This window comes from Chthoniobacter flavus Ellin428, from assembly GCF_000173075.1.
In the GTDB taxonomy this organism is placed as follows: domain Bacteria; phylum Verrucomicrobiota; class Verrucomicrobiia; order Chthoniobacterales; family Chthoniobacteraceae; genus Chthoniobacter; species Chthoniobacter flavus.
The window spans coordinates 24,607-35,430 of the sequence record NZ_ABVL01000042.1; the positions used below are offsets into that span (position 1 = coordinate 24,607).

General features: G+C 59.2%; 13 protein-coding genes. 6 read left to right on the top strand and 7 right to left on the bottom strand.

Features of this window, described 5'->3' with window-relative positions; all coding sequences use genetic code 11:
* Positions 1–203: 203 nt before the first annotated feature.
* From CFE428DRAFT_RS31300 to CFE428DRAFT_RS31315, 4 genes are read right to left on the bottom strand one after another with little or no spacing between them, the layout of a single operon-like run.
* Entirely contained in the window at positions 204–731 is a 528-nt protein-coding gene (locus tag CFE428DRAFT_RS31300; RefSeq protein ID WP_006983760.1) for an SRPBCC family protein, read from the bottom strand.
* A 3-nt stretch (positions 732–734) separates the two neighbouring features.
* Positions 735–1,205, bottom strand: a complete 471-nt coding sequence (locus CFE428DRAFT_RS31305; protein WP_006983761.1) for an SRPBCC family protein — start codon at positions 1,203–1,205, stop codon at positions 735–737.
* Between the two features lie 27 nt (positions 1,206–1,232).
* Positions 1,233–1,697, bottom strand: coding sequence for an SRPBCC family protein (locus tag CFE428DRAFT_RS31310; protein ID WP_006983762.1), 465 nt, complete (start codon positions 1,695–1,697; stop codon positions 1,233–1,235).
* Positions 1,698–1,733: 36 nt separating this feature from the next.
* The gene (locus CFE428DRAFT_RS31315) at positions 1,734–2,126 is read right to left on the bottom strand and encodes an ArsR/SmtB family transcription factor (protein WP_006983763.1); all 393 of its coding nucleotides are present in this window, start codon (positions 2,124–2,126) and stop codon (positions 1,734–1,736) included.
* Between the two features lie 161 nt (positions 2,127–2,287).
* Here CFE428DRAFT_RS31315 and CFE428DRAFT_RS31320 point away from each other — a divergent pair, with 161 nt between their 5' ends.
* Together CFE428DRAFT_RS31320 and CFE428DRAFT_RS31325 are read left to right on the top strand one after the other, a co-directional pair.
* Positions 2,288–2,794, top strand: a complete 507-nt coding sequence (locus tag CFE428DRAFT_RS31320; RefSeq protein WP_042726211.1) for a VOC family protein — start codon at positions 2,288–2,290, stop codon at positions 2,792–2,794.
* Between the two features lie 30 nt (positions 2,795–2,824).
* The gene (locus CFE428DRAFT_RS31325) at positions 2,825–3,247 is read left to right on the top strand and encodes a YciI family protein (protein ID WP_006983765.1); all 423 of its coding nucleotides are present in this window, start codon (positions 2,825–2,827) and stop codon (positions 3,245–3,247) included.
* Between the two features lie 43 nt (positions 3,248–3,290).
* Here CFE428DRAFT_RS31325 and CFE428DRAFT_RS31330 read toward each other — a convergent pair whose 3' ends face one another.
* Entirely contained in the window at positions 3,291–3,737 is a 447-nt protein-coding gene (locus CFE428DRAFT_RS31330; protein WP_006983766.1) for a VOC family protein, read from the bottom strand.
* A 530-nt stretch (positions 3,738–4,267) separates the two neighbouring features.
* Here CFE428DRAFT_RS31330 and CFE428DRAFT_RS31335 point away from each other — a divergent pair.
* The 3 genes from CFE428DRAFT_RS31335 to CFE428DRAFT_RS31345 all read left to right on the top strand — a co-directional run bounded on the left by CFE428DRAFT_RS31335 (position 4,268) and on the right by CFE428DRAFT_RS31345 (position 6,013).
* A complete protein-coding gene (locus CFE428DRAFT_RS31335) occupies positions 4,268–4,855 on the top strand; it encodes a UdgX family uracil-DNA binding protein (RefSeq protein ID WP_083805429.1) in 588 nt (195 codons plus the stop codon).
* Between the two features lie 294 nt (positions 4,856–5,149).
* The gene (locus CFE428DRAFT_RS31340) at positions 5,150–5,608 is read left to right on the top strand and encodes a cupin domain-containing protein (RefSeq protein WP_042726212.1); all 459 of its coding nucleotides are present in this window, start codon (positions 5,150–5,152) and stop codon (positions 5,606–5,608) included.
* 57 nt (positions 5,609–5,665) lie between these two features.
* Complete coding sequence (locus CFE428DRAFT_RS31345; protein ID WP_006983769.1) at positions 5,666–6,013, top strand: VOC family protein; 348 nt, start codon at positions 5,666–5,668, stop codon at positions 6,011–6,013.
* A gap of 740 nt (positions 6,014–6,753) precedes the next feature.
* On the opposite strand, the gene CFE428DRAFT_RS31350 is transcribed toward CFE428DRAFT_RS31345, so the two are convergent.
* Both CFE428DRAFT_RS31350 and CFE428DRAFT_RS40805 read right to left on the bottom strand, forming a co-directional pair.
* A complete protein-coding gene (locus CFE428DRAFT_RS31350; RefSeq protein ID WP_006983771.1) occupies positions 6,754–7,755 on the bottom strand; it encodes a class I SAM-dependent methyltransferase in 1,002 nt (333 codons plus the stop codon).
* A 593-nt stretch (positions 7,756–8,348) separates the two neighbouring features.
* Entirely contained in the window at positions 8,349–9,788 is a 1,440-nt protein-coding gene (locus CFE428DRAFT_RS40805; RefSeq protein ID WP_006983772.1) for a sigma-70 family RNA polymerase sigma factor, read from the bottom strand.
* A gap of 234 nt (positions 9,789–10,022) precedes the next feature.
* On the opposite strand from CFE428DRAFT_RS40805, the gene CFE428DRAFT_RS31360 reads away from it, so the two are divergent.
* Positions 10,023–10,709, top strand: coding sequence for a hypothetical protein (locus CFE428DRAFT_RS31360; protein ID WP_006983773.1), 687 nt, complete (start codon positions 10,023–10,025; stop codon positions 10,707–10,709).
* Positions 10,710–10,824 lie beyond the last annotated feature (115 nt).

The window sequence follows — 10,824 nt, forward strand, 5'->3', positions numbered from 1 at the left end:
AACAAACCTAAATCGCCATGACCGAGGTGGTTGGCCGCCTTTTGGAAGCGCAAACGACGGTTACCTGCCACCGGCCGGCGGTTTGACTCAGCGCCTGTGAATAAGCCGGCAGGGAGATCGTTTGACCCGCGAATTACACAGATGACGCGGAGGAAAAAATTCGTGTCATTCGCGTGATTCGCGGGCACTTTTTTCACCGTCTCTCAGACGTCGCTGGTTAACTTTCGCGCCGCTTCTTTCATTTCATCGAGCGCGGGTTTGGCCTCGCTCATGAAGTCGAATGGGGGCAGGGGACTGCCGGTCTCGAGCAGGGTCTTGAGGTTGTTGAGGATGACGGGCCAGCCGCGGCGGCCGCCTTCGAGCATCTTCTCGGGGAGTTCGATCTGGTGCGCTTCGGTCATGGTGAGGCGGACGACTTTGCCGAGATCGTCGATCTGGTAAGTGACGAGACATTCGGGCAGCTTGCGCATCTCTTCGTGACACATCACGCGCCAGGTGACGGCGAGTTTGCGCGGCGAATCGCAGACGATCACCTTGCCTTCGACATCGAGCGTGCCGTCGGGCTGCCAAAAGCGAAATGTGCCGCCGGGCTGCAGTTCGATTTCCACGCGGCGACCAAAGAAGAATTGTTTCGTGACATCGCCGGTGGTGAGGGCGTGCCAGACTTTCTCCGGAGTGGCGGCAATGTAAGTGACGTAGACCGTCTTGGGTTTGAATTGATCGAGATTCATGGCTTATCGTTTCTTCTGAACGTCCAAAGGTTTGCCGGTTTCGAGCAGTGTTTTGAGACCGCTGAGGATCGAAGGCCAACCCTTCGAGATGGCAGGGAAGACCTTGCTCTCGGGCGGGAAGTCTTCGTGCGTGACGGTCAGTCTGACGACGGGGCCGGAGAGATCCGAGCCGTCGGCCAGCGATTCAATTTCGAAAGTCACGCGCGACGGAGATTCCTTGCGCATCTCCTCATCGACGACGTGATGGAAAGTATAGGAAAGCAGGCGGGGCGGTTCGGAGCGGAGGATCGTGCCCTCGTCGGTAATCCGGTCCGCACAACGAAAGACGAATGGCGAACCGACTTTCCAGTCGGATTCGAGACGGGTACCGAAGAAATATTGGATGGTGAAATCCGCGTCGGTAAGCGCTTTCCAGAGCTTTTCCGGCGTGGTGGCGATGAGCGTGACGTAGACGAATTTTGGTGATGTAGACATGGGGTGCGATGGATGGTGGGGAAAGAGTTACCATTCGAATTCGATGGCCTTGCCGGTCTCGAGCAGCGTCTTCAAGCTGCTGAGAATATCAGGCCAACCATTGCAGATCTTCGGGAAGACCTTGCTGTCGTCCGGGAAATCTTCATGTGTGACCGTCAGCTTCACTACCGGTCCCTGGCGTTTCGATATGCCGGTGAATTCCTCGATTGCGAAGGTCACGCGAGAGGGCGGCTCAGAGAGAAATTCTTCGAATTGCAGCGGGTGAAATGAATAGGAGAGAAGTCGCGGTGGCTCGGATTTCAGGATGGTGTCGTCGTGGACAATCTTGCCTTGCCAACGAAAGACGATGCGTGAGCCGACTTTCCAATCCGACTCGAGACTCGTGCCGCCCCAATATTGAGTGGTGAACGCGGGATCGGTCAGCGCGGCCCAGAGTTTCTCCGGAGTGGTGGCGATAAGTGTACTGTAGATGAATTTAGGTTTGGTGTTCATAGGGACTGAGGAGGTGAGGTGAGAGGCGGGTCGGAGTTAGTGCGGATGCTCCACAGGTTCTCCGGAGGGATGGGACGCAGAGGATTGCTGACGGGCTTCGTGTTTCCCGTGCGGCTCGGGACTCGGAGTTTCGAGATGCTTTTTCAGATCGCTCAGGGCCTGAAGGCGGTGCCGCTCGTATTTGCTGATCCATCGCTCGTAGATTTCGTGAATCGGGACGGGATTGAGGTAGTGCAGCTTTTCCCGGCCATGCCAGACGGTGGCGATGAGGTTGGCATTCTCGAGGAGGTTGAGATGCTTGGTCACAGCCTGTCGGGTCATGTCGAGGTGAGTGCAAAGGCTGGCCAGCGTCTGCCCGCTGTTTTCGTGCAGCAGGTCGAGCAGTTTGCGGCGACTCGGGTCAGCCAGCGCTTTGAATACTTCGTCCATGACGGCAGTAATATAGGCAACCAAATGGTTGCATGTCAACGGCGAGTTTTTTTGAAAAAGTTTCGTTTCGCTGTCCTCCGCGCCGCGGCTCGTTCGTCATTCCTATGAAAGCCCCTTCCACGGGCCTCGAATATTCCAACGACCATCCAGTCTCCACTTCTATGAAATCCGCGACCGCCAAACCCAAAGCCCCCGCGAAGAAAACCGCTGCCGCCAAGCCGGTGCCCGACGGCATGCACACCGTGTCGCCACACCTTGTCTGTGACGGTGCCGCGGATGCCGTTGAGTTTTACAAGAAAGCGTTCGGTGCTGTGGAGTTGATGCGCCTGCCCGCTCCGAACGGCAAGCTCATGCATGCTTCTGTCTGCATCGGGGATTCCCGAGTGATGCTGGTGGATGAGAATCCGCAATGGAAAATTTTTGGGCCGAAGACGCTGAAAGGCACACCGGTAACGATCCACCTTCAAGTCGAAGACGCGGATGCCCTCTTCGAGCGCGCGGTCGCTGCCGGCGCGCAAGTCATCATGCCGCTGGAAGATATGTTCTGGGGCGACCGCTATGGAATCGTGGCCGATCCCTTCGGCCATCATTGGTCGATCGCCACTCATCAGCGCGACCTCACGCCAGAGCAGATTCAGGCTGCCGTTCCTGAACAGATGTGCCAGTAATTAGAAACCATCAACCCACCAACTCCTACTATGAGCCTCGATCTCGAAAACCCTCCGCAAGTCACCGGATACCTGCTTCTCTTCCGCAATACGCAGTGGTACGACGCTGAGTATTCTCGTGAGGATTTGCAACAAATCATCGACAGCGTTACCGCGTGGTTTGCGCGGCTTGAAAACGAAGGCAAATTCGTTACTGGTCAACCGCTGAACGAACGGGCCGCGATCATTTCCGGCGAGAATGGCCGCAGTGTGACGGACGGCCCCTTTGCCGAAGCGAAAGAAGCGATCGGCGGCTACGTCGTGCTGAACGTCAACAGCATGGAAGAAGCGATCGAAGTCGCTCGCACCAATCCCATGCTGAAATACGGTCTCACCACCGAGGTGCGGGAATTGGCCAGCAGTTGCGCCGGAATGTATCGCGCGCGCCAAAGGCTCGCCGAGGCTGTGGTGTAAATTGCTCGTTCGATTTCAAATAGCGCGGCTCCCGTGAGCCGCGCTATTTCCTGGCCATCGCGTCCCACCGGCGCTGCATTTCTTCGGGACTCACCTCCTCGACCTTTTGCGAGAGCAGCCACTCGTGGCCGAAGGGATCGCGTACCCGCGCGTCGCGATGTCCGTAGAATTGGGTCGTCAAAGGAAAGACGACTGCCGCCCCGGCTTCGACGGCGCGCTGAAAGGCCGCGTCGACGTCGTCGCAGGAGATCATGAACTTGGCCGAGACGCCGCCGAGCAACTCGGGCGACTTGTTATACTCGGGATACTCATCGGAGATCATGACCAGGGCGCCATTGATGGTGAACTCGGCGTGGCCGATCCGGCCACTTTCCGGATCGATGAGGCGGTAGATTTCCTCGGCGCCAAAGGCCTTTTTATAAAAGTCGATGGCCTTGGCGGCACCGCGGACGGCGATGGCCGGAGCTAATGGAGGGTATTGAAGCGACATAGGAGTGTTTGGATTTGGTGATTTCTGACAGGGACGGACTCGTGAAAGGGTAAAGCAGTAGCTTCGGAGCTGCGGACTTCGGTCTGGTCGATAGTGTTCTAAAGAACATGCATGTAACCCACCGTCAAGCCTAACCATTACCCACATCTTTTTTGAAGGTCCTGCGGAGAGAAGAAGTGCCTGCGAATCACGCAAATCACGCGAATAAAATCCTCCTCATTCGCGTTATCTGCGTGATTCGCGGGCCCCATCCGCAGTATTTTTGAGATGTGGGTAATGCTTAGCCGTCAAGCTTTCGCTTTTTGTCGGACCAGCCGGGCAACGCCGTCGGGTGCGAAATTGGCGCACATTGGGGGGTGGGTGGCATTTTCCAACTTCGATTGAGTGAGGACACACGCAATGCAAGTGGAGATACCGAAGAAATAGAGGAAGGATCCGAGACTTTTTCCCATCCACCCAATGATCGTCCATCGCCGACGCAGTAGCACTGAAGACTGGGCACCCGGCGCCCGTTCCCGGAGACAAGCGATCTGCACAAGTTACAGGCGGCGGCGGCGAAATGTAAGGCCTGCCCGCTGTACAAAAATGCCACGCAGACGGTCTTCGGCGAGGGAACTCGCAATGCGAAGCTGGTCCTGGTGGGCGAACAACCCGGCGACCGGGAAGATCGGGCCGGCCGACCCTTTGTCGGCCCGGCGGGGAAGTTGCTTGATCGGGCCTTGGAAGAAGCCGGCATCGATCGCCAGGAAACGTATGTGACCAACGCGGTGAAGCACTTCAAATGGGAACCGCGGGGCAAGCGCCGACTTCATAAAAAGCCGAGCTCACGCGATATCGCCGCCTGCAAACCCTGGCTCGAGGCGGAATTGCAGGCGATTGCGCCGCGGGTGCTCGTGTTGTTGGGCAGCACCGCCGCGCAAACCATTTTAGGTTCGAAAGTGCGCGTCCTGCGCGACCGAGGGCACGCCATGCCATCTGAGTATTGCCAGAAAACGTTCGTGACGGTTCATCCTTCCTCGTTGCTGCGCGCACCGGACGAAGAATCCCGTGATCGGAATTACGCGGAATTTGTCGCTGACTTGAAAAAGGTGGCCAGGCTTCTCCGCTCAGCGGATTGAACGCATTCGGTCACGAAGCCATTCTTCGAATGGGATCGTGCAGAACGGTCACGCTGCTTCTTCGCCGCATGCATGTTGTCGACGAGGTTCGGATATCGGCGGCCCGCACGCTTTGCTGCCGCTCTCGCTTCCGATTTGCTCTTCGCGCTCAGCTTGGTGTGGCGGGTCTTTTTCGGCGCGGCCTTTTTCCACGGCACGGATCTGGTGTTGGTGACCATAAAAGTAGCTTCGCTTTTGCCACGGCGGGCGGTCTTTCTGCTCCTCAACTGCCGCGGGAGGGTGAATGCTCGGCGCATGTTTTCCCTCCGCCTGATTCTTCCTCTGGCCATCGCTTGCGCTGTGCCGGCGACTACATCTTTGGCCCAAGACAGCACTCCGCCACCGAAGGTGATGGGTTCGATGGCCTTCGACTGGAATGAGCTCGCGGTCCACAAGACGCCGACGGGCGAGTCGCGCAAAGTATGCAAAGCGCCGACCGCCACCCTCGATGAATTGGAAATTCACGTCACCACGCTGAATCCGGGAGTACTCGCTCATCCGCCCCATCAGCATCCCGATGAGGAATTGTTGATCATCAAGGAAGGCACGGTCGAGGCGCTGGTCAATGGCGAGTGGAAACGCCTGGGACCGGGTTCGGTGATCTTCCAGGCCTCCAATGTCCTGCACGCCATCCGCAATGTCGGCGATACGCCCGCGACTTATCACGTCATCAAGTGGAACTCGCCCGGCATGCTGAAGAAGAAGGCGCAATAGCGCGCGTGACCGCAAGATTCCCTGTCGCCGCCGGGCGATCTATGTCACACAAGACGCATGAACGTCGAACGACTCAAATATGTCATCTGGGCTGCGGATATGAAGCGGGCGGTGCAATTTTACGCGACCGTCTTTGGCGGCTCGGTGCTGAAGCAAAATGACATCATCAGCGAAGTGGCGATCGGTAACGGGGTGATTGGCATCCATGGCGGCGGGGAGGGGAAACGCACCTGGACGGGGCTGAGTTTTCAGGTAGCCGATGTCATCGCCGGGGCGCGGGAAATCGTCGCCGCGGGCGGGCAACTCACTCGTGAGCCGGAACCGGAAGATGGCGAACCGGCACATCTCGCGATGTGCGTCGATACCGAAGGCAACGAGATCATGCTCACGCGCAAGCGGTCGTAGATTGCGTAGCGCGGCGGACCCGCACCAAAGAATTTTTTAAACGCAGAGGTCGCAGAGACGCAGAGAAGATGCCTGGAGTAAAACCTCTGCGTCTCTGCAGTGCTAACCATAAAAATGTCCGCACGACGCGTAGAATTTTTGGCCCGCGAATCACGCAAATAACACGAATGAGGGCAGATCATTCGCGTCATTCGGGTGATTCGCGGGTCACTTTCCCTTCCCTGTCTTTTCGAAGGTTCGTGGCTCCCCTTTTGGTTGCGGCTCCGCCGCGCTGGGTCTCTGCGTTTTCCCTTTTGCGCGCTCGGTCCCAAGTTGCACTTGGGACCGCACTTTGGAGCGAACTCAAGCGGAGCGGAGAGGCCAACCGCAGGTTGCCCCGAAGGGGCAGCGACGGCGGTCGCTGGCAATTTCACTTCGCATGGCGGGGGTGTCTGCGGGCGCGGGAAATGAGGACCACCCGAAGACGCCCCTCTCGTGGACAGCGCGGCTGCCTCCGGCAAGCGCGCTCCCAATCTCAACTCGGGGCCGATCCGCAAAATGTCCGCACGGCGCGGAGAATTTTGGCCCGCGAATCACGCGAATGACTCGAATGATCTGCTTTCATTCGTGTCATTGGCGTGATTCGCGGGCCACTTTCCCTGCCCTCTCTTTTCGAGTGTTCGTCGCTGCTCTTTGGTTGCAGCTCGGCCGCGCTGCGGCTCTGCGTTTTCCCTTTTCTTTTTGGATGCAGGGGAGGGGTGCTACTTCGTCGCGATGACCGCGCTCGCGGTGGTGGGCAGCAGCGGATGCAGCGCGAAGCCGTGGAATCCAGCATCGGCGAGCATCTTGCTGTATTCAGCGAAAGTGTAGACGTCGCCTTCGGGTGTGCTGCTGAGCATCACCAGACCGAAGCTCGCCGAGCCTGGCGGCGTCACGCGATCCTCATTCGGGATGAAATCCACCACGACCACGCGGCCGCCAGGGCGAAGCGCGGCGTGTACCCGGCGGAGGAAACGGGTGCAATCGGCGGGGTTGAAGTGGTGCAGGAAATTCGGGACGAGCACGACGTCGTAGTCACTGCCGAGATCCACGGTGAAGGCGTCGCCGGCGATTTTGCTAAAGCGATTCGCGATGCCGGCGGCTTTGGCATTTTCCGCGGTGATGGCGAGGACCGGTTCCCAATCGAGCGCAGTGAGATGGGCGCGCGGATTTTGCTGCGCGAAGGCAATGCCGTAGGTGCCATGGCTCGCGGAAATATCGAGGACCTTGGTCTCGCGATCCGCATCGAGCGGGACGAGTGCCGCGATGCCGCGTGCGGGTCCCACCATCATCGGCCCCATGCACCGCGCAAAGTCGAGCCACATCGGGTGCTCTGGCGTCGTCGATTTCACCTCGGGCGTGCCGCGGCGAATCGTGGAAGTCAGATCGCGAAAGGCTTCGACCAGCGTCGGCGCGAGGAGGAAATCGGCGGAAGGCCCGAGATACGCGGGTGAATTGCGATCGAGGAAAGTGGCAGAGTCCAGAGTCAGCGCATAGTGCGAGCCGTCCTTGGTGAGAAAGCCCTGCACGGTGAGATAGTCGCTGAGGATGCGAATCCCACGCTCGGGACACTCACATCGGGCCGCGATTTCCGCCGCCGTGGACGGTGTCCTGCCGATGGCGGTGAAAAGGCCGAGATCAAGTGCGGCTTTGAGCGCTTCGGTTTTGTGGAAAGCGTTGATCGTGTCGAAATAGAGCTGGGGTGAGGGAGAAGCGGATGACATGTGGGTCGGATGGGAGCGAGGTTCGATGGGTGCAGCGGCGATGTTGATCGATGGATGAAGAGATACAATCGAATCCTTGCCGGAGCGACGCGCTCCACATCCGTTTAGCTTGCGTTGATTTTAGCCCGGAGGGCTGATGGAGCGTAGCCTGCTCGCCCGCCGGCCAACCACCTCTATTCTCCTCCGCCGCCTCGGGGGTCAGCGAGTCTGCGAGCGCCACCCCCGGATCACATTGCAAAAAACGGATGCACCCCGGAGGTGGTGCTGAAATTTCTTGCTGGCGAAAGATTCCGCCACCCCTCCGGGGTGGGACCGTGGAAGGCGGGTGTCCGGGGGTGGCGCTCGCAGACTCGCTTACTCCCGGCTACGGTCCGACAGCCCTCCGGGCTGAGATTGGCCCGCGCCAAATGGATTTAAGCATTACCCACAACTTTTTGAAGGTTCCGGAAAGAGAAGAAGTACCCGCGAATTACGCAGATAACGCGAATGAGGGATGACCCCATTCGCGTCATTCGGGTGATTCGCGGGCTTCTCTCCTGTCTTCTTGAGATATGGGTAATGCTTAGGGGACGGCATCGCTACAGTTCGGCGAATCAGGTGCTGAGCCCCTGCAATTGCCGGCGGCGTTCCGGATGACGCATCTTGCGCAAGGCCTTCGCTTCGATCTGGCGGACGCGTTCGCGGGTCACTTTGAAGTGGCGTCCGATTTCCTCGAGCGTGCGTTCGCGGCCATCGATGAGGCCGAACCGCTGTTCGAGAATTTCGCGTTCGCGTTCCGTGAGGGTGTGCAGCACCGCGTTGATCTTCTCACGGAGCATGGCTACGGCGGCCTGCTTGCTGGGATCTTCGACGCTGTGATCCTCGATGAAGTCGCCGAGGCGCGAGCCACCTTCCTCACCCACCGGGGTGTGAATGGAGATCGGCTCCTCCGCCATTTTGAGCAGGGCCCGCACGCGTCTCAGCGGGAGATGCAGTTCACCGGCCAGATCTTCCGCCGTGGGATCACGTCCGGATTCCTGGGTCATCTGCCGTTGCACCCGGATGAGCTTGGCCAGCAGATCGATCATGTGCGTCGGGATGCGGATGGTGCGCGCCTGGTTGGCGATACTGCGGCTGATGGCCTGGCGGATCCACCACGTAGCACAGGTGGCGAACTTGTAACCGCGCCGGTATTCGAAACGCTCCACCGCACGCATGAGCCCGATGTTTCCTTCCTGGATGAGGTCGAGGAAAGGCTGCCCACGGTTTTGGTATTCGCGCGCAATCGAGACCACCAGGCGTAGATTGCACTCCACCATCTCGGTGCGCGCCTCGAGCGCCTTGCGTTGCCAGCGTTTCATCTCCTGGAGTTCGACGTTCAATTCACTCGGGTTCAGCCACATCTCCGCCTGAAGGTTTCGCATCACCTGCTCGTCCGTCACGGTGGTGGTTCGGCAAACTTCCTCCGCGGTTTTCGCGGATGCTTCGAACGCGCTCATCTTGAAGAAAAACTTCGGATAGAGCGCGGCGAGCTTCTGCCGGACCTGCAGAAAGGCCTGGGCAAATTGCGCGGCTTCCGGGTGACCTCGGTGAGTGAGATAGTCGGCGTAATGCTGATCGCAGAGGGTCGCGGTCTTCTCGAAACGCGCGGCGAGTTTGGCCAGCACTCCGAGATAGCGCTCCCGGCGTTCGAGCTTGGCCGTGGCCACCACGTGATCGAGACGTTCCTCCCTCGCGAGGAGCCGGCGGACCAACTGAAGATGAGCGTGGGCCGTGGAACCGAAGCGATAAAGATGCTGGCGGATTTGCTCCTCCGCGGCTTCCACCCGCCGACAGATATCGGCTTCCTGTTCGCGGCTGAGCAAGCGGTGCGGAGTCTGCCGCAGATAGAGCCGCAGGTGATCTTCCATGCCACCGGAAGTGCTGGGCCGCCGGATCTCATCCTCGCCTTGCTCCGGCTGCCGACGCGAAATGCGATCGGGTTCTGCGGAGCTTTCGGTTTTGGTGATCGCGGAGGGCTGCGTGCAGGGGTTTTTGCGTTCGGCTTGGGGCATGTCGACAACGGCGAAAACGGATGGGTTTTGCGTGGTTGGAACGATGGAGGAAAGCAGTCACATCCATGTGCCCGAGGGGTGAAGATCGTGTGACGATTTGAACGCCGTCGATACCTGCAGCCAATCCATCGCGGCGGGGTGAAAAATCCGTGTAACTCCGAACGAATAACCCAGGCTGTCACAGAAACGTCACTTGCCTCCATCCGTCTTTCCGGCTAGGGCCGCCCCTCCACGATGCGTCGACTCGGACAAATTTGCTCAATCCTTAGCTGGCTTACTGCGCTGGGCCTGTTCGTCGTTGCGGTGTTGCCCGTGCGGGGGGATTCCGCGCAGGGAGGGATTCCCACGGCAAATCCGAAATCCCGTTACGAGTCGTTGCGAGCGAAGAGCCCCTTTGCGCTGGCCACGGCGACGGCACCGGCGGTTGCTCCGCAGACCACATTCGCCGCCAATTGGTTCGTGAGTGGTGTAGGTCGCATCGGCGAGGCGTATTTTGTGAGCATCAAGAGCCGCGATAAATCGAAGGAGTTCACTCTTTTCAGCGGTGAAACGGATAGCGACGCCGGTGTATCGCTGGTCAGTGTCGATTGGTCCGAGGCGATCGGTCAGAGTACCGTCGTTATTAAGAAGGGGACAGAGACGGCGAAGTTGGAGTTCAACGAAGCCGAGGTGCGAGCCGCGCCGGCCATCCCGACTCTGGCCTCCGCGACAGGTGCACCACCACCGGCGACGATGATGGCCAAAAATGCCGCGATGGGGCTGCCGCGAGGCGCGCCTGAATTGAGTGGAATCGTCCGCAATGCCAATCCTTCGCAGATCCGGCCAGCGGTCACTCCTCCACCGGGCAATGGCCCGGCGCGCGTTCCGTGGGACGCGGGCGCGATGGTCCGCCGCCGTCCGGGGACGGTCCCCGCCCGCTAAACGCAAGGTTGGGCGGGTTCATGGTGTAATCCAATGGCTCATCTAAGCGTTACCCACATCTTTTTGTCGGTTGAGGGACAGCGGGAATTCGGCTGCGGCTCACTGGGAGGGGCGA

Excerpts from the sequence above, each read along its gene's own strand:
- CFE428DRAFT_RS31300 (WP_006983760.1), bottom strand. The coding sequence starts at position 731 with ATGAATCTCGATCAATTCAAACCCAAGACGGTCTACGTCACTTACATT.
- CFE428DRAFT_RS31305 (WP_006983761.1), bottom strand. The coding sequence starts at position 1,205 with ATGTCTACATCACCAAAATTCGTCTACGTCACGCTCATCGCCACCACG.
- CFE428DRAFT_RS31310 (WP_006983762.1), bottom strand. The coding sequence starts at position 1,697 with ATGAACACCAAACCTAAATTCATCTACAGTACACTTATCGCCACCACT.
- CFE428DRAFT_RS31315 (WP_006983763.1), bottom strand. The coding sequence starts at position 2,126 with ATGGACGAAGTATTCAAAGCGCTGGCTGACCCGAGTCGCCGCAAACTG.
- CFE428DRAFT_RS31320 (WP_042726211.1), top strand. The coding sequence starts at position 2,288 with ATGAAATCCGCGACCGCCAAACCCAAAGCCCCCGCGAAGAAAACCGCT.
- CFE428DRAFT_RS31325 (WP_006983765.1), top strand. The coding sequence starts at position 2,825 with ATGAGCCTCGATCTCGAAAACCCTCCGCAAGTCACCGGATACCTGCTT.
- CFE428DRAFT_RS31330 (WP_006983766.1), bottom strand. The coding sequence starts at position 3,737 with ATGTCGCTTCAATACCCTCCATTAGCTCCGGCCATCGCCGTCCGCGGT.
- CFE428DRAFT_RS31340 (WP_042726212.1), top strand. The coding sequence starts at position 5,150 with ATGTTTTCCCTCCGCCTGATTCTTCCTCTGGCCATCGCTTGCGCTGTG.
- CFE428DRAFT_RS31345 (WP_006983769.1), top strand. The coding sequence starts at position 5,666 with ATGAACGTCGAACGACTCAAATATGTCATCTGGGCTGCGGATATGAAG.
- CFE428DRAFT_RS31350 (WP_006983771.1), bottom strand. The coding sequence starts at position 7,755 with ATGTCATCCGCTTCTCCCTCACCCCAGCTCTATTTCGACACGATCAAC.
- CFE428DRAFT_RS40805 (WP_006983772.1), bottom strand. The coding sequence starts at position 9,788 with ATGCCCCAAGCCGAACGCAAAAACCCCTGCACGCAGCCCTCCGCGATC.
- CFE428DRAFT_RS31360 (WP_006983773.1), top strand. The coding sequence starts at position 10,023 with ATGCGTCGACTCGGACAAATTTGCTCAATCCTTAGCTGGCTTACTGCG.